The sequence below is a fragment of the Fuerstiella marisgermanici genome, from assembly GCF_001983935.1.
GTDB lineage: Bacteria > Planctomycetota > Planctomycetia > Planctomycetales > Planctomycetaceae > Fuerstiella > Fuerstiella marisgermanici.
In genome coordinates, this window is the sequence record NZ_CP017641.1 from 4,487,315 (window position 1) to 4,511,077 (window position 23,763).

The 23,763-nt window shown below is 56.5% G+C and carries 14 protein-coding genes; 4 read left to right on the forward strand and 10 right to left on the reverse strand.

Going from position 1 to position 23,763, the window contains the following annotated elements; all coding sequences use genetic code 11:
* Positions 1-172: 172 nt before the first annotated feature.
* Positions 173-1,828 (forward strand): glycosyltransferase family 39 protein, encoded by a 1,656-nt coding sequence (locus Fuma_RS16780; protein WP_083732109.1) that lies wholly within the window; start codon positions 173-175, stop codon positions 1,826-1,828.
* A 367-nt stretch (positions 1,829-2,195) separates the two neighbouring features.
* On the opposite strand, the gene Fuma_RS16785 is transcribed toward Fuma_RS16780, so the two are convergent.
* A complete protein-coding gene (locus tag Fuma_RS16785) occupies positions 2,196-3,947 on the reverse strand; it encodes a hypothetical protein (RefSeq protein WP_145944220.1) in 1,752 nt (583 codons plus the stop codon).
* A 178-nt stretch (positions 3,948-4,125) separates the two neighbouring features.
* Positions 4,126-4,593 carry a hypothetical protein gene (locus Fuma_RS16790; protein WP_145944221.1) on the reverse strand — a complete coding sequence of 156 codons (468 nt, stop codon included), beginning with the start codon at positions 4,591-4,593 and terminating at the stop codon, positions 4,126-4,128.
* 512 nt (positions 4,594-5,105) lie between these two features.
* Between Fuma_RS16790 and Fuma_RS16795 the strand changes: the two genes are divergently transcribed.
* From Fuma_RS16795 to hemP, 3 genes are all read left to right on the forward strand, one after another.
* Complete coding sequence (locus Fuma_RS16795) at positions 5,106-8,078, forward strand: PVC-type heme-binding CxxCH protein (protein WP_077025150.1); 2,973 nt, start codon at positions 5,106-5,108, stop codon at positions 8,076-8,078.
* A 102-nt stretch (positions 8,079-8,180) separates the two neighbouring features.
* A complete protein-coding gene (locus tag Fuma_RS16800; protein WP_077028354.1) occupies positions 8,181-8,513 on the forward strand; it encodes an FmdB family zinc ribbon protein in 333 nt (110 codons plus the stop codon).
* Between the two features lie 290 nt (positions 8,514-8,803).
* Positions 8,804-8,989, forward strand: coding sequence for a hemin uptake protein HemP (hemP, locus tag Fuma_RS34240; RefSeq protein WP_083732110.1), 186 nt, complete (start codon positions 8,804-8,806; stop codon positions 8,987-8,989).
* Positions 8,990-8,998: 9 nt separating this feature from the next.
* Here the strand turns inward: hemP and Fuma_RS16810 are convergent, their stop codons facing one another.
* The 8 genes from Fuma_RS16810 to Fuma_RS16850 all read right to left on the reverse strand — a co-directional run bounded on the left by Fuma_RS16810 (position 8,999) and on the right by Fuma_RS16850 (position 23,057).
* Complete coding sequence (locus tag Fuma_RS16810; RefSeq protein ID WP_077025151.1) at positions 8,999-10,141, reverse strand: lactonase family protein; 1,143 nt, start codon at positions 10,139-10,141, stop codon at positions 8,999-9,001.
* Entirely contained in the window at positions 10,138-11,676 is a 1,539-nt protein-coding gene (locus Fuma_RS34245; RefSeq protein WP_083732111.1) for a 3-keto-alpha-glucoside-1,2-lyase-like domain-containing protein, read from the reverse strand. Before Fuma_RS34245 ends, Fuma_RS16810 begins: the two co-directional genes overlap by 4 nt.
* A gap of 304 nt (positions 11,677-11,980) precedes the next feature.
* Entirely contained in the window at positions 11,981-13,243 is a 1,263-nt protein-coding gene (locus tag Fuma_RS16825) for a hypothetical protein (protein WP_077025152.1), read from the reverse strand.
* A 61-nt stretch (positions 13,244-13,304) separates the two neighbouring features.
* Entirely contained in the window at positions 13,305-14,402 is a 1,098-nt protein-coding gene (locus Fuma_RS16830; RefSeq protein WP_218922181.1) for a prenyltransferase/squalene oxidase repeat-containing protein, read from the reverse strand.
* A 51-nt stretch (positions 14,403-14,453) separates the two neighbouring features.
* Positions 14,454-15,761: a DUF1501 domain-containing protein gene (locus Fuma_RS16835; RefSeq protein WP_229360676.1), complete on the reverse strand. Its 1,308-nt coding sequence runs from the start codon at positions 15,759-15,761 to the stop codon at positions 14,454-14,456.
* The gene (locus Fuma_RS16840; protein ID WP_077025153.1) at positions 15,758-19,522 is read right to left on the reverse strand and encodes a DUF1553 domain-containing protein; all 3,765 of its coding nucleotides are present in this window, start codon (positions 19,520-19,522) and stop codon (positions 15,758-15,760) included. Before Fuma_RS16840 ends, Fuma_RS16835 begins: the two co-directional genes overlap by 4 nt.
* A 385-nt stretch (positions 19,523-19,907) precedes the next feature.
* Positions 19,908-21,278, reverse strand: a complete 1,371-nt coding sequence (bioA, locus tag Fuma_RS16845) for an adenosylmethionine--8-amino-7-oxononanoate transaminase (RefSeq protein ID WP_077025154.1) — start codon at positions 21,276-21,278, stop codon at positions 19,908-19,910.
* Between the two features lie 87 nt (positions 21,279-21,365).
* Complete coding sequence (locus Fuma_RS16850; protein ID WP_077025155.1) at positions 21,366-23,057, reverse strand: response regulator; 1,692 nt, start codon at positions 23,055-23,057, stop codon at positions 21,366-21,368.
* Between the last annotated feature and the right edge of the window lie 706 nt (positions 23,058-23,763).

A 23,763-nucleotide genomic window follows, 5' to 3' on the forward strand; every position in this document is an offset into this window, starting at 1 on the left:
TCAAGTCGCCTCCTGCGCGAGAGAATCGCCGTGAACACAGTAGTGCGCGGGGGGCTCGCGGTGAACAATACTTTCACATCAAACCGACGCTTAAATTCGGATTCCACGACCTCACCCAACCAGCTCAACCACGGCTGATGCGGTTTCTTACGAACGGCCCAAAGTTACTTACATGAAACCGAATTGGATATCTGTGCTGCTGGCTGTCGCGGCATTCCTGCTGGCGACGACGCGGATCAATCATGGCCTGATCGATTCGCCCCTGCCGCCGGGTGCCGCGTTGACGCTGGACGAATCGTTCTACATCGGACAGGGCGTGTTTCTGTTTGAATCGTTGCTGGACTGGGGCCCTGCGCTGTTCACTCCGACCGGCGTGGAAGCCGTGTTCGGGCACCCGGACTACTTTCCTGATCACCCGCCGCTGGGCAAGCTGGTTCTGGGAGCTGCCCATCAAAGCTTTTCCGGAGTGATCTCGGGCGCTGAAGAAAGTGTCCTGAACGTCGCTGCCGCGCGGTTGGGTTCCTGCTTCGCGTTCGGACTGACGGTGCTGGTGCTGGCAGAATTCACTCGACGTCAATTCGGGCTGACCACGGCTGTCCTTGCGGTTGTCGCCTTGATGATCATGCCGCGAGTCGTCGGACATTCGCGAATCGCGTCTTTAGAAACGGTGACGACGCTGGCCTGGCTGGCTGCGTTCATTCCGCTGTGGACGTGGTGGACGAAGGCGGACGCTCCGACAAATCGGCAGGCGATTATCAGCGGCATTTTGTGGGGCCTGTTGCTGCTGACAAAGGTGCAGGGCATTCTGATGCCGCCTTTGGTAATCGGTTGGGCGCTGTGGCGATACAAAGAAAAAGCGATCCGGCCGCTGGCTGTCTGGGGAATTGTCGGCGCGGTCGTTTTCTTTGTCGGCTGGCCGTGGCTGTGGCTCGATCCCGTGGCGAATACGATGAGCTACTTTGTGAAGACAGCTCAACGCCCAACGCTGTACGTGTGGTATTTCGGTCAACGGTTCGCCGACAAGTCTGTGCCGTGGCATTTCCCCTTCGTGATGACGTTGGCCACGTTGCCTGTGGTCGTGACGGTGCTGTTTGGGGCTCGCCTGGTGCAGCGAAAGTTCACCGCGACAGAATCGCTGATGTCATTATCTGCGGCGTGGCCATTGATCGTTTTCGCAATCCCGGGCACGCCGGTTTACGATGGAGCAAGACTGTTTCTGGTAATTATGCCCGCCATAGCCGTTCTGTCGGCTCGCGGTCTTGTCCCAGTGACAAATGACGGGGCAGCGACTGGTGAAACAGAAAAACTACCGCAGCCACGTTGGGTGCGACACGCAGGAGTGGTTGCATTTATGGTGTTCATGCTGTTTTCCTTCAGCAAGACTTTGCAACCGTTCTGTCTGAACAGCTACAGTGAACTCGTCGGGGGCGAACGCGGTGCTCAGCGGCTGGGCCTTGAAGCGGGCTACTGGGCCGACGGCCTGAACGGCGAATTCTGGGCGCAGGTTCCGGAGGACTCAACAATCTACGTCGCTCCCGTGTCGCATCAGTTTCAGCTTGGCGACATTCAGCACCTTGTTCCGATTGTCGCGCAACGCAACATTAAGCTGCTGCCGTTCGAATACGATCCGCAGGCGCAGCGAGGACTCACCCTGCTCATCCACCGCCTCGCCGACCTGCGGCCAGCGCTGCGAAACGTTCCGGACGGAGCGACGGTTGTCGCCGAAGTAAAGTACGGTGATGTCGTACTGGCCAGGCTCATCGACACGTCCCAAGCCACGTGGCTAAGCGTCCCGGACTGGCCGAAGCGGCCTGCTATGATCAAATAGGTACCGGGAGACCTGAGTCGCATTAGGATTGGTGTTCAACGGGTGAAAGTACCCCTGATTGTTCCGCTTCGTCCCCGCCGGAAGGAATTCACAGGCGTCTGTGCGGTAAAATTTAAAATTACTGAGCCGGAAGCGGTCCGACAGCTTAGTTGGCTGAACTTAGCCTACGGTACCGAGTTCCCTGACGAGTTTGCGCTGTAATAAGCCACCGGAAGCAATCCCCGGGGATGTATCTCGAAAATTGGTGAGCAGGAAAGAATTCCCGTCACTATTTGTTCGGTGCCACTGCTTGCGCGAGCTGAATTTCGCGAGTGCCGCACTCGGCCCTGACTGGGAAGGTGGGTCGTGTCGGTTGTATCGATATCGTTCAACGTTCGGATTCGGCCTTCTCGACATCTATGCCGGATAACATTTGTCGTGCCATCAGCAGGCCGTAGAGTTCACGACCGACCGTACAGTCTGCCCGCAATTCGGTCCCCGTGCGGTTGGCTGTCAGCCGGATTTCGAAACGATTGTCGCCGTCCGCTCGCAGATTTTCAAACAAAGACGTCACCGGTATCGATGGTGACTCCGATCTGAACCACAAAAAGCGGATCCGTTTGGGCAGCCGGTAGACCATCCAGTGCTGGTAAAGTTTCTCCAGATGGCCGAACACAGATTTTCCTGGAGATTCCGTTTCGTCATTTGGTGCGTCTTCATCTGCGGCCCACAAACTCAGGTCACCCCGAATCAAGACCAGTGTGTCCGGGGTGATCGCGGTCGTCGCTTCCTCCGTCAATTTGGTCGACGGCTCATTTTCATCGAGAGGCATTGAAAGCCGTAATTGGCCGTTGTCGATCTTGGCACCAACTTGTTTCGCGGGCCAGACATCGCCGAAGAATGGAACGTTGAGCGGCACTATGGCTTCACCTGCTTCATTGACGGTGCCGCCAAAGAGACTCGTCAATTCCGTGGACGGGACAGCCTCAGCGGAAACCGGTGACACGGCGTGAATCGTCGCGTCGTCATCGTTGACTTTTATCCATGCCGAAAGCCGAACGTCGCCTTCGTCAATTGTGTCTTCCAGCACACGACCAGCCGACGTCTGATGCAAGAGCGAATTCGTCACTAAAGCCTTCATGCTGTCACGAACCATCTCCGGTAGCCGCATATTGACGGAGACACTCACGTCTGCCGATTGCGGTACAGACGATCGGGCACCACCGGAGGTGCGTAGTTCCCGAATCAGGGCTGATAACTCACTCTTGGGCTGCACGTTGACAATCGCGTGAGCTTTGAGCGGTTTGGTACCGGAGGGATACTTCCAGTCGGCAATCACGCTGGTCACGTCGGTCCACAGGATTTCGGTGAGGTCAATCGCATTCTGCCCGAACAAACGGCGGACAGCGTGTTTCGTCTCCGCTTCGCCATCCCTTTGCTGCATCCTGACGCTGGTCTGCGTCTCAAATTGCCGGATGAGAAGATCGCGAGCGGCACGTGGAGTCGAAGATGGATCGACATAGGCGTACCAGTCCTTGCCGCGTCCGCGTTTGATATGGTCGGTCAAATGCGCCGTCGGCACATCGAATACTCTTTTAGTGTCGTCTGAAAGAAAAACACCGTTCTTTCGTGTCCAGTAAAAGTCTTTCGTCGCAATCTTTGCCCTGATTCCGTCGCCAATTTCACGATACTCTACCGGGCTGATCAGTCGAACCTTGACGCCCGTTCCCTCCATTCGAGCGTTTGGTCCCCGACGCTTCAGTTCCGCTGCGACAACTCGGTGAAATTCATCCTCTCCAGGCATTGTCCGAAAGAGAAACTTGTGGACTGTTCCGTCGAACTCAAGACAACTTGCAACGCCGGTGACATAGTCTGAGTTGCCGACATCAAATTTCCAAACGATACGCTCCGCAATCTGCGTTTCGGTGTCGCGTGGCAGTCGACCGGCAGGAGCCGAGTCGGCGACCAGTGCAGATATCTCCGCCTGGCGATCCGCCCGCCAATCATAGTTTCTGATTTCGACGAGATACGGTGGGGGCAACTCGCCCGAAAGACCTGCGGGCAGCGACAACCAGCTCGGGTGCAGGAAGACGAGAGTCTGAATAGCGAGCAAACGGGCGAATTGGGGCCGGGTAAACATGGCTAGCTCCTTCTCTGCTGAATCAAACCATCAAGACGAGCGACAGATAAGAACTCCCTTCGGTATCTGTGGCATCCTGCCCGCAATAAGGAAGAAACTCACTTGCCGCTCGCCCAACAAATCAAATTGGTCGATTCGTCTTTCTCCGCGACAACGAAGCGACCAAAACCCTGACCGCTTAATCTTCTTCCTCTTCCTCTTCAATTTCGGTCTCGGCGGAGTCTACCGCCAGATTCCCATAATTCGTGGCTCCGTCAACTTTCCAGCGAAGTTCAGCATCCGCTGTGTAAACACCCGTGACCGATGTCGTGGGATTTGGAATCGTGGGAAGATCAAAGTCGCTGGACTGACCCGGGGCGAGGGTATAGGTTAAAGGGCCAAGCGTCGCATACGTCGTGCTTCCGGGGCCTGTTATCTTTAATTGTGCCTTGAAATCCCACGACTTCGCGGCTCCCCCGTCGACGCTTGATTCGAAGTCCGCATTGGCAAACAGTCTCCAAATGTTTATCTGAATCTCTGTATGCTCCATGCGGGCACCATCGACCTCTCCATCAGCGTCCGCACCCTGCACGAAAGCATCACGTGAATTTCCCGCCACTGATACTGTCACTACGGCCGTAGCGAGTACCAAATTCTTCCAGCTCATCAGATCAACCTCCAAGTGAAAGCGAAGAGCTGGCTCGCAAACACTACGCCCAGCTCGGTAACGCCAGGGGCCTCACCCCGAGGCCCCTAGTGAAGACAAGTTTAAAAAAAATAAAAAGCGACTTGTCAAGAACTCGAATCCTGGAATCTGGACATTGTGCAAGAATGTTGTTTGCATTAAGTCGCAGCAACAGGGAACGCGTTAGCAATTTTGTGGCGTTGCATGGTCCGGGAGGAATCTCTGCCACGAGGCCCTGTGTCCGCCCCGATTAGGCTTTTCGATTGACGATGCCATTCTGTCAACATTCACGAAGCCATGAACTTTGTAGGTCACGCTCGGAGGCATGCAGGAACATGCCCTCAGCCGACTCGCTCGAAAGATCGTAACTGGCTCCCACGCCAGGTTCTGACTTCCAATTTCCACGCTGCGCAGGTATCACATTGGCCCGCGTATTTGTTCCTGCCATAATCTGTTGCCCGTTCGGCGCAATCCAGTCTTCACAGGTATTGACGATGTCATCACTTTTTCTGCTGCTCGTTTTATTTCAGAACCAGTCGGGCGATCTGCTGGACGCCGTCAACAGCGAACGCGGCGGGCGGCACTGGATTGATCAGAAGCCTGATCCCCCTAAGTCACCGGCCGAACAAGCGGCTAGTTTTCGACTGGAACCCGGTTGCAAACTGGAACTGGTCGCCGCCGAACCTCTGGTGCTGGACCCCGTTTGGATCGATTTCGACGCTCGTGGCCGCATGTTCGTGGCCGAATACAGCGACTACCCCATCGGCCCGGTGAACGAAGACGGTACAGAAAATAAAGACGCTCCGCCGCTGTCTCGCATCGTGATGCTGGAAGACAAAGACGGCGACGGGAAGATGGACAAACGCACCGTCTTCGCTGACAAGCTGCAATTCTGCCACAGCTTTATGCCGCTGATGGGCGGTGTGCTGGCGGGTGCTCAAACAGAAATCCTTTTTCTGAAAGACACCGACGGCGACGGTGTGGCCGACGTACGAGAAGTCTGGTTCGATGGCTTCACGCCCGCTCACCCACAGATGCAGATTGGGTGCCCTCGCTGGGGCATGGACAACTGGATTTACCTCACCTACGCACCTGGCGAAGTGCGATGCCGACGGCCGGGATTCGAAACCAAAGAACCTGTCAAGCTGGCTCGGCAGGACATGAGATTCCATCCGGTGACAATGAAGTTTGAAACGGTCAGCGGAATGGGCCAGTTCGGCAACACTTGCAACAACGACGGCTACCGCTTTTTCAGCACGAATCGCAACCCGATCATGATGGAAGTGATTCCTCAGGACGTGGCTGGTCGCAACCCGTTCGCGTCCATCAGCAAGCGGCATTCTGATGTCGGGCCATCTGGCGGCGACACGAAAGTCTTTCCGCTGGTCACGATGAAAAGCAACTGGCTGTCGCACGCGGGAACTCACACGTCTGCCTGTGGGGTCACCGCTTATCGCGGCGATTTGTGGGATGAAAGTTTTCAACAAAGCGTCTTTGCATGTGAACCGGTAGGGCTTCTGGTGACTCGCACAATCGTGACGCCGCAGGAAGACAGTCCGGTCCTGGCGGCAAAACGAGCGGAAGCGAAGGCCGACTTTTTGGCGTCCAGCGACACCTGGTTTCGCCCAGCCAGCATGAGAACCGGAATGGACGGCGCACTGTATCTGGCCGACATGTATCGCATGTGGGTTGAGCATCCGAAGTTTCTGCCGCCGGAAATTGCCGCTCAAATTGATTGGCGAGCTGGCGAAGACAAAGGCCGCATCTGGCGAATTGTGCCTGAAGAAAATTCGTCACCATCGCAGAAATACGTGGCGCCAGAATCTGCAGACGATCTGGTGGCGATGCTAAGCGATACCAACGGCCAACGCCGCATTACCGCTCAGCGCCGACTTGTGGAAAACGCAGACGCGGGCGTGGCCGATAAAATTGCCGCTTTGCTGTCTTCCAAAGATTCGACGCCTTTTGCTCGCATGCATGCGTTGTGGACATTGCACGGGCTGAGCCAGCTGAACGACGAACAGCTGGTGGCCGGTTTGAATGACGAATCGTTTCACGTCAGACGACAGGCTGCAGAGATCGCTCGAAGAATGCCCGATCGCTCAAACAGCGTGACTGCAGCCTTGCTGAAACGGGGCAATGATGTGGCCGTCGTACAGCATCAGGTGGCGCTGGCCAGCGGCCAGCAATCAACTGCCGAATCGGTGTCAGCATTGACGGCAATTGCCAAAGCACGAGCCACCTCGAAATGGTTCCAACAGATCGTGCTGACGTCCAGCCGCGATTGCAGCGGCGCCGTGATTGCGGGACTGTTAACCGAACCCGATTCCTTCAGCGCGAAAGACAGAGCCGCAGTCGGGGCGTTCCTGTCCGACCTTGCATCCGTCGTCGGGGCTCGCGGTGACGCCGACGAAATCGCAGCGACGTTGAAAGCAGCGACGGATGGCAACGTTCAGGAACTATGGGCTCCGACCGCCATTCTGACCGGACTTGCCAAGGGCTTGCCTCGCCATCGAGGCAGCATGAAACAAAAAAGCCTGGCTTCGCTGTTAAGCGACCCATTGCCCGAAATGGAAGATGTCAGTGGTTCGGTGCAGAAGCTCTTACTGGAAGCGGCTGACTGCACAGTCGATGAGGATCGCTCAACAGAAGACCGCGTCGCCGCTGTGGCATTGTTATCCAGCCAGGCACCCAAAACGCTAACAGCGTCGCTGGAGAAGATTCTCTCGCCCGGTCAACCGGCATCCCTTCAACAGGCCGCCATTCAGGCCGCCGGGCTGAGTGCGGTCGATTTGGTGCTTGATCGCTGGAACCAGTTGCCGCCGGCCGTGCGATCGCAGGGGCTAACGCTGATGCTGGCTCGCCCCGCGACAACTCAAAAGCTGCTGGACCTCATGTCGGCCGGCACGATAGCTCCTTCGGTGGTGGACATCGATCAGCGAGTTCGCCTGCTGCAGCATCGCGATGAAAAGATCAAGAAGCTGGCCGGTGAAATCTTCGGTGGAGTTGTGTCGGCCAACCGCAAGGCAGTCGCCGACGAATACCAGCCCGCGTTGACGCTGACGGCATCGAAAGAACGCGGTGCGGCCGTGTTCGAAAAGACGTGCAGCAAGTGTCACAAGATCGATGGCAAAGGCAACAATGTTGGCCCCGACATCAGTGACACTCGAAACCGATCACGCGATGCTTTGCTGTACGACATTCTGGACCCCAATCGGCGAGTCGACCCGCAGTTTAATGAGTACATTGCCGTCACCGTCGATGGCCGCACTTACAATGGGCTGCTGGTCAGTGACACCGGGCAGCAAATCGTGTTGCGGCAGCCGGAAGGCAAGGAGCAGACTTTGGCTCGAGCTGACATCGAAGAGCTGCAGGCCACCAGCCGGTCCCTGATGCCCGAAGGCATGGAAAAGGATGTGACCGTTCAACAAATGGCAGACCTGCTCGAGTTCCTGAAGGCTCGGTAGCCCGGGACCGACGCCGGGCAATTCTTGCCTCAGCACAGTCCGGCTATAGAATTAAACAGTTCGTTTCCTTCATTGCCAATCACTGTTTCGCAGATCGTCGCCATGCCGACTTATGTTTATCAAGTCATCCGCCCTGACGGCGAACCCGGAGAACAATTCGAAGTCGAACAGCCGATTAAAGCCCCCGCTCTAACGGAACACCCGGAAACGGGTGAGCCCGTCGAACGAGTGATCCAGCCGGTGTTTGTCGGCGGCATCTGGACAGAATCGTCGATGTCGCGCCGATTGAAGGACGAAAAGAAGCTGGATAAGCAGGGGTTCACGAAGTACGTCAAGGCGGGCGATGGCGTGTACGAAAAACGGACCGGTAAGGGCCCGGAGATCATCACGCGCGACAAACCGGTCAAGGGCAGCGATTTCAAGTTTCTGGACTAAGCACCTGCCCGAAAACCTGGCAGGCCGCTATCGTCGCAACCAACAGTGCCGCTTGCAGTTGTGTCTGAAGGCTCGTCCGACGTCGGCAGCAACCTCCGTCTAACCCAGCCTCACTATGCCGGTGACGTTGGCACAAACGTTGGCTTCTTAGACTCGCAGATAGTCTGCAAGTCCCTGCTCGGCAATTTTCAGCCTTGGCTACCACGAAGGGTTGACATTGAGACTCAGTCGCAGTAACTTCCCGTCAACAATGAATGCCATGCTGAAAGCCCTTCGCTCAACCCAAAACGATGAATGCAGACAGCGACGATAAACCAAAACCGCCTCAAACAGGCGACACGCGACCGGCGCCGGAACCGCAGGCGTTGTCGTTTGACGCGCTGTCGAAGGGGGCGACGGAGATTACGATCGAACACAAAGGACAGCGGTATCGCCTGCGGACGACTCGCAATGGCGGTCTAATTCTGAACAAGTAGCCAACGGCACTATTTCAGCAGTCGAATGCACGATGGCATCGGCATGGACACCGGATCGCCAGTAGCTGTCAGAGCTCCGGTATCCGCATCGATCGCAAACACAACCACGTTATTGCCCGGCATGTTGGCACAAAGCAACCATCGGCCGTCCGGTGTAATCAGCAGGTTCTGAGGCCCCTTGCCAAGACTTGGCTCGATACTCAACAACGTCAACTGGCCGTCATCCGCAATCCGAAAGATGGCGATGCTGTCGTGACCACGATTGGTCCCGTACAGAAACTTCCCATCCGGCGTGATTTTCAGATCGGCCGTATGAGTCGTTCCCTGAAAGTCTTCCGGCACTGTCGAAATCGTCTGCCGCAACGTGAGCACGCCTGTCTCGGTCGCGTAGTCAAACAACGTGACAGTGTTCTTCAGCTCATTAATCACATACACACGGTTCCCATTGGAATGAAACGTGAGGTGTCGCGGACCGGATCCTGGTGGAAGCGTAACGAAGGGCTGCGTGTCGTGTGCCGTCAGCTTCGCATTCGCCGCATCCAGACGGTACACCATGACTTTGTCGATCCCCAGATCAGCCGACAAAGCAAACCGGTTGTCAGGGCTGACCACGATACAATGTGCTTTGGGACCGGTTTGACGAGTCGGGTCGATGCTGGTTCCGGAATGCTGTTCAAACGAAGCCGCTTCGCGCAGCGAACCGTCCGCCTGAACGGGCAACGCTGCGACGCTGCCCGTTGTGTAATTCGCCACGACGACGGTTTTGCCGGTCGCATCGACGTCCAGGTAACACGATGCCGTTCCGCGAGCGGACTGTTGGTTCAGTCTGGTCAGCGTCCCGTCGCGGCCTTCGATTCGATACGCGGCAACAAACTCATCGTCCTTGCCACTAAATTCCTTCGCGTCGATAGCGTACAGGAATTTCTGGTCGGGTGACACAGCAAGGAAGAACGGGTTCTCGATATCCGTGGTACGTTTTAGCAGCTTGAGCTGCCCGTTCTTCAGGTCAAATTCAAACGCATGAATGGCCCCTTCGTCACCGGACGTGAAGGCCGAAACAAGAACGAGTGGATCGGCCGCTGTCGTTGAGGAAGCCATCATAGTTGCCGCAAAGGTAAACAGGATCGAACGCCACAGAAGACTGGTTTTCATTTTGTGTCTCCCGCATAAAGTTCTTTTACGCCGCCGTCCAAACCGTACAACTTTTTGATTTCGTCATGGCTGAGAACTCGATTAAACACAGCCAGGTCATCCATGTGTCCTACGTAGGCGGCCCCCAAAACCAGCAGCACCTGAGATGGGTCCCAACCGAATGACAGGTCCCAATCTTCGATTGCTCCTTTAAGTTCGCCGTTCATGTACAGCCGGCCTGCCTGGACGCCGTCTTTGTTGTTTATGTTTTCCAGAGTGAAGACGACGTGGGTCCATTCGTCGCGAGAAAATGGCGGACGTTCAACCTGCACCATTGGCCGTTTGTCGAACGGAATGTCAGCCCACGAGATGTTGGTCGGGTTCCAGATGTCGAACAAAGGCCGAATGGCGTAACGAAAGAAGCGAGGTGTTTCGTCTTTCGAAAATTCCAGAAAGATGAAGCCTTTTTTGCCATCGTCACCGACAATCTGCACCGGGTCGCAATAGCCCGGTTCCAGATCTTTGTCCGGATTCAGCCGCAGCCAAACGGACACCGTGGCGTTCCAGTTTTTGTCGTTGTATCCGAGGACTCCGGAATCGGTAAACGCCGGTCGATAGCCGCTTTTCCGGGGAAAATGCAGGGCTCCGCCAAACTTTCCGGCATCGGCGACCACCTTCGCGTCATCGTTGGTTTCGGCGTGCAGCAGTTGCTTGCCGGACTGCACATAGCTGGTACGATCGCCTTTGCTGAAGTCGGCATCAAGCGTCTTGTCGAACGAAGCGTGCAGCGTCAGAGCAGACGCCATATCAGTAGATGGTTGCTTGACGGCGGCAAGGATCTTGTCTGCTTCTTCTTTGGGGATCTCACGCACAAAGATGTTTCGCCAGCGAATTTCACCACCATGAGTCTGCAGCATGATGGGGCCCTTTTCAGGCAGCGGCGTTTTGCGATCCCAGAAATTTTCCATCACGGCGCCGTCGACGACCGATTTACCGTTGAGCCACACCCAGGTGTGAGCACCGATTTGTCGGATACGGAATGTGTTCCATTCGCCGAACGGCTTGTCGGCAAAAACCATGGGATCTCGTCCGGCAGAACCCGGCGTGTTGTTAAACAGGCCGCCCGAGCCCAGATGCGGTTTTCGAGTCGGTCGCTTGGGATCGAATGGCTGGTGCCAGTCCCAGATCTGCACCTGCGGCGTTCCTCGCAGGTAGATACCGCTGTCCGCCTTTGCGACGGTTTTGTAATCAATCAGGAATTCGATATCGCCGAATTCTTCTTCTGTGGTGGCGTACGGTCCATGTCCGTCGTTGACCAGCTCGCCATTTTCGACGGTCCAGTTCTTTGAAAACTCGGCCCGCTGTGCCTTGAGGTTCTCAGCCTTCTTTTCGCCGGTTAATTTTGCCGAGCTATGAGGATTCCAGCCGTACCAACCGGTCAGGTCCTTGCCATTGAAAACCGCTCGAAATCCATCCGGTGGCGTGGGTGGGGCGGCCAGAGCGGACACTGGCAACAGCATCGCGGTGATCAATAACAGACGGTTGGTGAAGGGCATGAAAGTTCTCCGGTGGGATTTTCGCAAACAGGCAGGATAGAAGGCGGCAAGCCGCGCGGTCAAAGTACCGTAGCCGGAGCAAAAATTCCAACGCAACAACCGCCTTAAAGTGCGTCCGCTCAATTGTGATGTCGTCGATTACGCCAGAAACCCGAAGCTGCGGTCGAATCGCAGAAACTCTGTCGCGTCTCACGACAATGCCCCGTGCCTCAACCAGCCGACGTACTGTTAATACGCGACCGCCACGCAATCAGACGTCGGCGTTATGACCAGCAAGGGAAAGAATCGCCCCCGCCTCAGGGGCTCACGACTTGGGCTTGATGAACAGCACGTCTTTTCGAGCAATCCACCCTTCTCGCAGATCGACTCGGAACCAGCCGTCGCTGTTCTTCGGGTGAAAACGTGCCGGCGATCGGGCGCCCAGTTCAGCAAGGTCGTATTCCTTCCAGGTCTTGCCCATGTCCGGTGAGAAGGCGATGCCGGTGGCGAAGGTGGAAGCCGGCGCACAATGTCCCGCCAGGATCACTCCATCTTCAATGATCATATTCGCCATCTCGAATTCAGCATCGAATAGCAAAGTATGCTTTTTCGGATCGGCCAATTCTTCGGGAGTGCAACGGAAGATCCCTCGGTCGTGTTTCTCGTTTTCTGGCTTTGGACCGTTGGCGTCTGCAGCCCAGTAAAGCTGCCCATCGACGAAGCTGATGCCGCCGGATTTGTAGCGCGAGTTTGAGTTCACCGACACTAAAATTTGCCAGTCCCAATCGTCGGCCTTCGAATCATAAACACCGCGAATCCAATGGCATTCATTTCCGAATCCACGGTCGATATCGCCCGTGCATGCGTAGAAGGCATTCTCATCAGGATTGTAAACCACGGAATGAATGTGTCGGCAAATGACCGGGTTGTCGGGATTGCCGAGGTACGAATCGGGATCGGTGCCTTTCTCCTGGAATTTCGGGTTACGGCCGAAGGAGTAAGCAATCTTGACGGTCTCTCCGTTGTCGGTCGAATAGTAGATATTCACCGGCACCGGACCGCCAAGGACATTGCAGTAGTTTCCCCAAACCAGCATTTCTGAGCCATCGATGTCCCACGTGTGAACTCCATCCAGCGGATGAAAGTACCAGCCTGGCTGATCCGGATCTTTGGGCGTATGTGGCAGGTAGTCCTTGCCGTCCTTATCTTTGACCGTGATCTCTCGGTGCGTTTTGAGATCGTCGGTACTGAGAAACAGTTTTTCGCGCGTGGCAAACAGGATATTTCCGTTCTTCAGAATGCAGCTGAACGTAATGTTTTCCGCCTCGGGAAACGCTGCACTGTGAGCCCAGGTTTTACTGTTGTCTTCTGATAGAAAAATCTTCCCGTCACCAAACGCGAACGACTTATTATCACGCTGTGAATCGATGTACGGACCTTCTGGAGCGCGGCGCCACCAGAAGTGTTCGTTTTCACCGGATGGTGTGTCCGGCAGGCGCGCGATGGCGGGAGCCATCAAACCGCCCATGGAGACTGCGGCTGCCGCACCGAGAAAACGGCGGCGATCAAGATGTAGTTGTGGGGACATTATTGTGCTTTCTTATTCTGCGGTGGGATAAGCGTTGGGAGGATGTGAGCAGGGGGGAAGGTTACTTGTCGGCGGGCTTGGTTTTGCCGAACGGCCAATCTGGTAATTCGCCGCAGGCCTGAAGAGCCAGGACAGCATAAGCGCTACCAGCGTTGGAGATGAGGTTCCCGCATTCATGGACGGGCGAGCGAGTAAACCACTTGCCGCTTTCGCGCTGATTGGCGTGCAGCCACTCGATGCCGCGTCGCAGGCGGGGATCGTCTGCCGGAACGCCGAGTTCTCGAGCAACAACAATCGTGAATCCGGTTCCGTATCCGTCACTGGTTTTGGTGTCGAGTGGTTCACCGTCACTGCGTTCTAGGCCTTTCCAGTCCGTCAGCAGACCGGATGTCGACCAGCCGCCGTCGTCCAGCTGCAGGGCGAGCAGTTCCGACAATGCCTCATTTCGCTGTTCTTCTGTCGCGATGTCATCAATTTGAACGGACACCCACGCCAACATGGCTCGATGATGCAGTGACTTGGGGGGATTGTTTCGCAGATAGGTACGAACCTTTTCCAGACCAGCGAGAGCTTGTGGAGTTTTTGCATAGTCGCCAGGAGCCATGCCGACCGTGAGTAGGGCGAGTGTTACACCGTAGTGATCGTCAATTTCCAGCGGCGCGTAGTCGCAGTGAGGCCATTTCCATCCACCGTCTTCGCGCTGCACGGTCCACATAATGTCCAGCACTTCGCGTGATACGTCGCTAAGCTTTCCAGTGCTCTGAATGTCGTTAAGCGTCAGGCCTGTGCCGACGACAATTGGCCAGAAGCCCTGGTTCTCGGTGGGAAGTTTCTTTTCCCAGCGAACCTTACGATAGTCTTCATAGAAGCTGCGGACTTCACCTGAGTCTGCCAGCGTCGCCTTGAGTGCCGGTCGCGCGGCCATGTAGAACAGGTTGGTATGGCACGTGGCGCACTTCTTGGTCTTCAGCCAGTTTAACGCTGAACGGTCGAGGTACTCCGCCGCTTTTTTCGCAGAGAACTCAGCCGCCAAAGGCTCCTTTGCAGAAATCTCCGGCAAGCCTTCTTCAACATCGGCAAGCGTGATGGGCTCCTGCGCCGCGGCGTCCCTTGCCAGGATCGCGACGAGCAGAAGAAAAGCGCGTTCAATTGTCTTCACTGATGATCTCACAGGCTGGAGGTGGCGGGGGCCGAGGCTACGTAATTCATGCTACCCGAACAATGCAGCGATCGGTATCCCCTGGTCGGTGATTGGCACGGGGCGACCGTTGTCGTAAAGGTTCTTGTGGTAGTCGATTCCCATTGCGGCGCACATGGTGGCAAAGAAGTCGGGGACGCTGACTGAGTCGGACACAATCTTCCGACTCAGTTCATCCGTTTCGCCGTAGGCTCCGCGATGCTGCAGTCCGCCGCCAGCGAGGACACAGGTGAAGGCTTTGCCCTGGTGAGCTCGACCGCCATTGCTGTCGAAGCCGGGTGGTCGGCCGAATTCTGTGGTGATGACGATCAGAGTCTTGTCCAGAAGCTTCTTGTCTTCAAGGTCGGAAATCAGTGTGGCGATGGCGGTGTCCAGTTCCTGAATCAGCTTGTGCTGCTGCAGGATTCCTTCGTTGTGAACGTCCCAACCCGATCCGTTCAGAAAGTTCAGGTTGTGCGAAACTTCTATAAACCGCACGCCGCGTTCGACAAGGCGTCGTGACAGCAGGCAGCGCTGGCCGAATTCTCCGCCGTAGCGATTGCGAAGATCGTCCGGTTCTTTGTCCAGTTGGAACACGCGCGTAAATTCGGGGCCGCTAAGTTTCAGGCTTTGCTGAATCGCGGCTTCGTAGTCCAGCAGGCGCGAATCCTGTGTCGGGGCGGCATTGTTGCGAAGGATGGACAGAAAGCGTTCTCGCCGCGACTGGCGATCGGGGGAAACAAAGTCGGGGCGAGACAAACCGGCCGGGCCCTGAGTCGTGTCGGTCAGGTACAGATAGCCGGCGTTGGCTCCCAGAAATCCGGGTCCGCGAGTCACGTTGGGATAGCCGATCACAACGTACGGTGGTGCATCGTCCGACGCTGCGCCGAGTTCATGTGTGATGATGGAACCAATCGATGGATACGTGACCGTGCCGCTAATGCTTCGACCGGTGTGCATGCGATTAGTGGCAGCGGCGTGTTCGTCGATCACTTCGTGATGCACGGTCCGCACAGCGGTGACTCGATCCATCAACGGAGCCAGTGTCTTCAGATGTTCGCACACCTGCACGCCATCGACAGCGGTGTCGATAGAGTCGTAATATGAGCCTGGCTTCTTCGACTTGGGATCGCCTTTGACCTTGGGATCGAAGGTATCGATCTGTGCCATGCCTCCGCCCAGCCAAACGGAAATCACGTGTTCCGCTTTGCCGCCCAGCGGCGCATCACCGGCGGCCGCCATGGATGAACCAGGCAACAGCAGTCCGGCCGAAGCCGCGGCGCTGGCTTTGGCAAATTGACGTCGGTTAAGATTCGAATGCATGTTGAATATTGAACTCATGGTATCCAGACAAATTCGCGGTGATTGATCAGACTCCAGACGACATCTTCGTACACTTCGCGCCACTTTGTTTTCAGGCGAGGATCGACGGGCGGCCCACGGCGAACTCGGCGTTCCAGTTGCTGCTGAATCGTGTTCGCGTTCGGTCGCACATGATTGAACCATGTCACCAGCGGCAACGGTTCCGGTGGTTCGACCACTGCAATCTGCGATGGCGGCACGAGACGATCTTCGAAGCCTTCTGTCAGGACTTCGGTAAATGCGCGTCGTTCTCCATCGTTTGGATGTCGTGTCAGAATGCTCAGAAACAGCGAATCCACCAATTCCTGCGGCGATTTCGTGTCGACGGCAAGCTGCGCGAGCGGGCTTCCATGAGCGGCTCGCGACAGAGTATTGGAAAGAACTCCGTTGGCCAACGCTCCCGGTTGCAGCACGTTGGGGTCGGTGTTGCGATCGGAAATCGGCATCTGCCGCGACCCCGTCCAGCCGAACGCTTCCAGCACGTCCGTCACCACGATCGCTCGCGGTAACGCCAGACTTGGACGGTCTCGTTCGTTATTCAGTCGAGCCAGCATCCACGCGCGGGAAGGATGTCCGAGCGTTTGACGGTTGCTTAACGCCCGACGACCATCGTAGACGAAGGTGAGTTCCCCGATGTCCATGGGAACGGACGTGACCGCGTACAACGAATCCACCACCTGTTCGGCCGACAGCCGACGACGGTTCGGCGCGTTGAAGAATCGCTGTTCGGAGGCCGCCAGTGAATTCTGCCCTGTCGCTTCGCGCTGGTACGCGTCGGACGTCACAATCAAACGGACAATGTGTTGCCGGTCAAAATTGTGAGAAACCAGTTCACTTGCCAGCCAGTCTAGTAGGTCAGGATTGCTGGCCGAACGGCCTTCCCAATCGTGAATCGGTTCGACCAGGCCGACGCCCATTAACCTCTTCCAAATGCGGTTGACCATCACCTTCGGGAACCGCTGATTGTCAGCCGCGGTCAGCAGCGTCGCGAGGCGTTCGCGACTGTCGTCCGGAGTTTGCATCAGCTGATCGACGGTCGCGCCATCCGCAATTCCGGAAACGGTTTCGAATGGCCACGCGGGAGGCACCGGTTCGCCCGCTTTAAGCGTGACCTGAATCATTGACGGTCGCTGCATGCTGTCAAAGAATGCGGCGGGGACTCGGCTTGTTCCCGGAACCGTTGCTGGCTTTCGCTGCAACATGGCCGCCAGCGAAAACAAATCCTGTTGAGTGACGTCATGAAATGGAGCATCATGGCAGCGAGCACACTGCAATTCGACGCCAAGAAATGCGGACGCCACAATGTGCGCCTTCCCGGCAAACGGAGCGTCGTTTTCAGCAGCCATCGAAAAACCGGCGCTGCCGCCTTCTTCCCGACCGCCACGCATCATGATCAGTTCGGTGACCATGCGGTCCAGCGGCTTGTTGTCTCGCAGTGCGTCGTGCAGGAAGAAGCGGAACGGCCCCGTGCTTCCCTGCGACTTGTTCAGCAGCGTTGGGTTTTCGCCGAGCATGTCCAACCACTGCGACACTTCGTTGTCGGCACAACGTTCGTCAGCCAGCAATTGATCGATCAGGCGTTCACGTTTGTTCTTTGCGTGTTCCTTGTCGGCCTGCTTGTCAGCAAGGAAGGCTTTCGCATCGCTGGCCGAAGGAGGAATGCCAATGGTGTCCAGAAAGATGCGTCGCAGAAACTTCGCATCGTCGATGATCGGCGACAACGCAACATCCGCTGCGGAGACTGGCGCCGCTGGCCATTCGGCTCCTGACTTGATCCAGTTTTCGAGCGTCGTGATTTCCTCCGTCGGCAACGCGCCGCCGGTGGGCGGCATGCGAATATCGATATCCGTTTCCCGAACGCGGGCCAGCACTTCACTTTCAGCGGGCTTGCCAGGAACAATGGCAGAACTTCCCGAATCACCGCCTGCCAGCAGAGCGTCGCGGTTACTGATCGTCAGTCCGCCTTTCGCCTGGCCGTCGTGGCAGCGGAAACAGTTGTCTCGCAAAATCGGCAAGACCTTGTCGTGAAAGTGACGCGCTGCGGCGAGGTCGCCAGCGGGACTGGCTTCCAGCGCTCGTTCCATATCAGCCTGCAGAAACGCGTCGATCGGATGAGTCGCTGGCTGTTTTGTGACGGGGACTTCCGCAGCCGGATGTTTATCGACCCACGTTCGCGCGTATTCGTGTCGCTTGTTCCAGAATTCGTCCTGAGAACTCGCGGCCGTGCGGCGCGTGTGGTCGTCAAGTTCAGCAATCGCATCTTCAATGGCGTTGAGCTTCGGCTTGATCGCAGCATCCGTGAATGGAACACGATCGGCAGCACGCGGCGTCAAAAGGGCCCACGTTGTTGAATCGGCCGGCGGTTTGGCATCCGTGGACAGGATCGAAATGCTGACTTCCCCAGTTTCGGCCCGCAGCGATTTCCCGCCAACGACCAGTTCCAACACGACGCGCGATAGCTGTTTCGCTCCTGGTTTGACGCTGACTTCGCCCGTCACTTCCTGCTGCCGATAGCTGGGCAGTCGCATTCCTGGCTGCAGGGGAACCGGGAGCGGCAGAATTCGTTCTTCGCCGTTGGGAGGATCCTTCGTGATGGGCTCCGTACTGGCGATCAGCTTTCCATCAATCCACAATCGCCCCAGCGCTCGAGCTCGCAAAAGCAACTGATGTTCACCGGCGGCCAGGTCGACATCCGCCGACATCCGCAGAAGCACGGGCGACTTCCAGCCGGTTCGAATTCCCCAGTCGTCGTAACGCAGTGGAATGCGCGGCAGCAGAAACGAATCTCCCAGCCACGAAACCGTTTCCTCCGGCCAGCCTTCATGCTGATTGGGCCAACGATCATGAGCGGCCAACGATTCCGCCATGGTGACCATCACTTTGCCTGCCGGAATGTCCCCCACCTCGGGCATTTCCGGTTCCATCGCCACGACAATACGCGGCCCACCGACGCGATTAAAACGAGCTGCCACTTGCTTGTCGGTCAGTGCGCGGCGATGAATTTGTATGTCGTCGAGAGCCCCTCGAAAGCAACTTCCCGGATTTCCACCGAGCGATGAGCCGATCCACACGGCATCGTCGTCCTCAACGGGCGGCTCAGAAGTCGCTCCGCCGATCGACCAGATACCGTCTGTCGGAACGCCATCGATCCAGCCTCGGATGCTTTCCGGTTCACCGAATTGGTAGGACACCGCGACATGGTGCCAACCATTCATGACGGAGAATTCCGCTTTCGAATCCCAACGATGCCAGTGCGCCGTGCCGGGCCCCGGCGGATTGGCGAACAGAAAACTAATGGCCGCAAACTCACCATGCCCCACAACTCGCAGCGACCAGTTCTGATTATCGCGAGCAAAGCCCGCAGAATTGGTACGCCCTTTGGAAACGAGATAGCGAGTGGCTGTGCTCTTCACCGCGTCGCACAAAACCCACGCTTCTAAAGTGATTGCATCGCCGTTGGCAAAATCGAACCGACTGTGCGTTCCTTCGTCCGCGATCGCCAGATAAGTGCCTTTGCCGTCGAGTCGAACCGCTTTGTTCTTCGCTGAAAAAACCGGGAACTCCGTCGGCCGAGGCCCAGCGACGTCAAACTGCACGTCCCCATGGAGTTCAAATGCAGAACGCTCTTCAGCAGAATCAAACGTCCATGCGGCAACCGGTGCTTCGTCTGCAAACGCGTTGGCGGCGGCGAGTGGTGCCAGCAGGCATATGGACACCAGAAAGCGAAAATCGAATCTCATGTTCGTGGAAGTTCTGGGTGGTGGGATAAACTCTGGCGGGATATTGATGTTACATTGAAGACAGCTCGCCCGCGAAAGTAAACCGACCGGGTTCGGGAGAAAGAACATATCTGCTCACAGGGAAGTCGTAGATTTCGCCCGAAATCCCAAGCAACCGCCGAATCGCAGGAACTCTGGCGACTCCCATTACCATTCCCAACGTCTCCCGACCAGACGGCGCGCCGGACGTTATGCACAGTGCAGGATGTAGGGAATCGGGAAGGTTTATCCGCTACGCAAAGCATGACACCGCTACCGCCGCCCTTGCGACGAATAGCTCTACAATCCACTGAAAATGCGTAGCTCGGCAGGGCTGAAGCACTTAGCCGTTCCCATCTATACGATATCACGCATGCGATGACGTGACTTCGTTGATACTCGCGATCGTTTCATCGCACAGTCGCGAAACCAGTTCGGAAGGCATCCCGGGCGCGGGCATGAGAATCACGACATCGCCGAGTGGGCGAATCATGATGCCTCGCTTTCGACCTGCCAGAGTCACTTGATGGCCCACGCGCCGTTCTGCAGAAAGCGGTTCCATTGTGGTCCGATCCTGCACCAGTTCGATGCCAACCATGATTCCCTTCTGACGCACTTCGCCAACGTGGGGATGGTCGGCCAGCGTTGACAGCTTTTCTCGCATCAAGGCTTCGTTATGCGCGATGTGAGTCAAAAGGTCGTTGGCTTCGAATAACTCCAGCGAAGCAATCGCGGCGGCGCAGGCGAGTGAATTGCCGGTGTAGGTGTGGCCGTGAAAAAAGGTGCGGCTTTCAGATGGTGCCCCAAGGAAGGCCGCAAAGATTTCTTCCGTTGTCATGGTTGCTGCCAGAGGCAGATAGCCGCCCGAAATGCCTTTGGCCAGGCACATAAAATCGGGTTGCACGCCTTCTTGTTCGCACGCAAACATGGTCCCCGTGCGGCCGAACCCGACAGCGACTTCATCGGCAATCAACGGGATATTGTATTGCGTACAAATATCACGAACGTGGCGCAGGTAGCCGGGCGGGTGGACCAGAATGCCGGCGGCTCCCTGCACGATTGGTTCGATCACAAACCCGGCCGCTCGATCGCTATTGGCTTTGATCGCGACTTCCACCTGATCAAAGCAATGTTGCAACCAGCTTTCTTTGGTGTGACCGTCCATGACTCGAGTCGCCGTGGGCGAAGGCACGCTGACGGTCGGAAACAGCATGTGCTTGTAGACTCGATGAAACAAATCAATGCTGCCCACACTGACCGATCCAATGGTGTCGCCGTGGTAGGCGTGCCCCACGCACAGAAAGGTATCTCGCTGAGGTTCCGGGTTCTTCTTTTGATGGTGATACTGGTAAGCCAGCTTCAGCGCGACTTCGACAGCCGTGGAACCGCTGTCGGAATAGAAGACCTTTGTCAGGTTTTCCGGCGTGCGATCGACGAGCATCTTTGCCAATTGAATGGACACATCGCTGGACAGTCCCAACAGCGTCGAATGGGCGACTCGATCAAGCTGCGTACGAATGGCCGTGTCGACGTCGGGCACTCGGTGTCCATGAACGTTGCACCACAGGGATGAGATGCCGTCCAGGTAACGGCGACCATCAGTATCAATGAGGTCGAACCCGTCGGCCGACGTAATGATCGGAGCACATTCTTCGACGTAGGCACTCATCGGAGCGAACGGGTGCCAGACGTGGGCGTTGTCCCATTCGCGAAGCTGATCGGCGGTAGGTTGTGACACGTTGTTCTCGTGGGGGCTGAGGGAATCGGCGCGAACGCATTTCCGCTGGAACGGTCGCTTACCGAGGTGTCACTTGCAGACCGGCCGCTATTCGTGCGGTGGTGGGGGTGTGACGGCTTTTTCGACTTCTGTTAAAAGCTGTTCGCGACGGAACGGCTTGTACAGAACGGCCTTCAACCCACGCTGGCGACACTTGACGATGGAATGCCCCGCATCATAGCCGAAACCGGTCATTAGAATCACGGGCAGGTGGTCGTCAATTTCCTGCAACTGACAAAAGCATTCGTACCCCGTCATATCCGGTAGACGAATATCGCACAACACCGCGTCGTAGTGATGACTGCGAGCCATCTGGCAGGCCGCTTTGCCGGACCGCACTGTTTCGACTGAGCAACTATGGCGGTCGAGTAAATCGTGAGCCGACGTCAACACAGACGCATCGCTGTCCACCACCAGAATCCGTTTGCCTTTTAGCTGCGGGCGTTCTTCACGTAGACGACTTATGGGCGGATGGAAACCAGCGTCTGTTGTTTCCACTTCTTCCGACACACGTTCAATCTGGCCTCGAATCTTTCGCGTGTTGTCGACGATTTGCTGCAGCTGTTCGCACACGTCCGGATCGTGGCCAATGTACTTTTCCAAAATCGCCGTGGCGCTGGAAAGGATGTCGTCTGTGGGCAAAGCCACTTCGCTGCGAAGGCGATTGGAACTGGCAGTCGCGGCCGTGACTTTTTGAGCCACCAGCAGATGCAGCTGATTAAGCGCCATGGCGACGACGATGCCGAACACTTCCAAAAATTCCAAATCCTTTTGGTCGTAACTTTGAGTGCCAGGGCTTTCGACATTAAACGTGCCCAGCACTTCATCGTGCATGATCAGTGGCACGGTCAGCGAACTGCGAGCGTCTGCGGCGCCGGTGATGTAAAGCGGATCGGCCTTCGTATCGCGGCACAGATGGCTTTTTCGCGTGGCCGCCACATAGCCGGTGACGCCATTATCTTCTGCGACGGCATACAACTTACGTTGAACGGCTTCGTCCTGCATGCCAACTTCCAGCAGCGGCACCAGTTCGTTCGTCACCGGATTCAGCACTCGGATTTCGATAGTTTCGAAGCCCAGAATATCCTGCGAATACTCAAGGATTTTTTCCTTCAGTAGTTCGGTCCGGTCTTCGTGAGGCATCTCCGTGATTTCTTCCGGAGACAGGTCGCCCAGTTCGATGCCCGCAAGATACAGCGCTTCGCGCTTTTGGTTTTCCAGAATCTCTTCGCTGACGTCGCGGACCACGATCGTGGTGAAGTTGCGTGATTCTGCGTCGCCAACGGCCAGAGCTGATCGAGATGCTCGAATGGCCACAAACGACTTTTCGGCCATCTTTAAAATGGCTTTTAACACCTGTCCCGGACCGGGATCCATGTTCAGCGGCAACACCGCGGGGCTGATGAGTTCCGGGTTCCCGAGCGCTTCTAAAAAAGAAAGACCGATCAGCGGCTGTTCGCTGTCGGCCATCGTTCGAAAGACTTCGTTGTGCCAGACTACCTTATTCTGCGAATCAATCAGCACAAGAGCATCCGGAACGCTGTCCAGAAATCCGCGAGCGCACAATTCCAGATCATGAGTTCGCTTGGCCAGCCCGCCGGTAAACAGCATGCCGTCGGCGTCACCCTGACCGGCCCCTGGACGGACCACTTCAACGTCGTCACCCATGAGGCTGCGAAACTGGCGTTCTGTTTCGTCCGAGTCTCCGGACACAACCAACCGCGGTCGAAAGGCACCCACGAGCTCTATCCCTGAAGAGTTTGCTTCTGGTCAACTGCTGCAATGGCCGGCAAACCGGGCGATCGCAGGGAACCCGCTACAAAGTGTACGTGGCCCAACGGCTTTGAAAACGGTTCTGAGTCGATTCAAAAATGAAGCGGTTGATTAGACTTCAACCTTCACCCGGCGGAAAGTCCAACTGCTCGGTTTTCTGACCAGATCTCACAAACTTCCGCCGCTTACAACGCGCATGCAACTCGCGGTTCGGCAGGTCTCTCCAAACTGTCGGTCCAACGCGCAACAAGTCACCACCATTAACGGTACTCGCGCCGCGACCGACGCATCCCTTCACGTCAGAAGCTGCAGCTAAGTTGCCGAACAATGCCAGCCGATTGCGCCGCGATTATTACAACAACGTTGCGAAATCGACTGCCCCAAAAGAAGGCAACCGATACCCATCACATCCACAGCGACACTGCCCGTTGCATCAATAAGGTGTCTCCCAACAGGCGAAGGGGCACGGGTTCGACAAAGTCAGGATCGAACAGCGAAACCCCGAAGATCGCAAGTCGTTTAGCAGCAGCAACTTACACCAGCGGTCCGCAGCGGGGATGATATTGACCCAATTCTGCAAATCCCCGTACCATGCGGCGAACTGTGGCGATGGTGCGTCAAATCGTCGCGCAGTGCCAACTCCTTCCACAAAACACATCTCAAAAAAAACTCT

Bases quoted from the DNA above. Each gene is read 5' to 3' on its own strand.
- Fuma_RS16810 (WP_077025151.1), bottom strand. From the start codon at position 10,141: ATGAAAACCAGTCTTCTGTGGCGTTCGATCCTGTTTACCTTTGCGGCA.
- Fuma_RS16795 (WP_077025150.1), top strand. From the start codon at position 5,106: ATGTCATCACTTTTTCTGCTGCTCGTTTTATTTCAGAACCAGTCGGGC.
- Fuma_RS16785 (WP_145944220.1), bottom strand. From the start codon at position 3,947: ATGTTTACCCGGCCCCAATTCGCCCGTTTGCTCGCTATTCAGACTCTC.
- Fuma_RS16835 (WP_229360676.1), bottom strand. From the start codon at position 15,761: ATGAGTTCAATATTCAACATGCATTCGAATCTTAACCGACGTCAATTT.
- Fuma_RS16800 (WP_077028354.1), top strand. From the start codon at position 8,181: ATGCCGACTTATGTTTATCAAGTCATCCGCCCTGACGGCGAACCCGGA.
- Fuma_RS16825 (WP_077025152.1), bottom strand. From the start codon at position 13,243: ATGTCCCCACAACTACATCTTGATCGCCGCCGTTTTCTCGGTGCGGCA.
- Fuma_RS16780 (WP_083732109.1), top strand. From the start codon at position 173: ATGAAACCGAATTGGATATCTGTGCTGCTGGCTGTCGCGGCATTCCTG.
- Fuma_RS16840 (WP_077025153.1), bottom strand. From the start codon at position 19,522: ATGAGATTCGATTTTCGCTTTCTGGTGTCCATATGCCTGCTGGCACCA.
- Fuma_RS34245 (WP_083732111.1), bottom strand. From the start codon at position 11,676: ATGCCCTTCACCAACCGTCTGTTATTGATCACCGCGATGCTGTTGCCA.
- Fuma_RS16790 (WP_145944221.1), bottom strand. From the start codon at position 4,593: ATGAGCTGGAAGAATTTGGTACTCGCTACGGCCGTAGTGACAGTATCA.
- hemP (WP_083732110.1), top strand. From the start codon at position 8,804: ATGAATGCAGACAGCGACGATAAACCAAAACCGCCTCAAACAGGCGAC.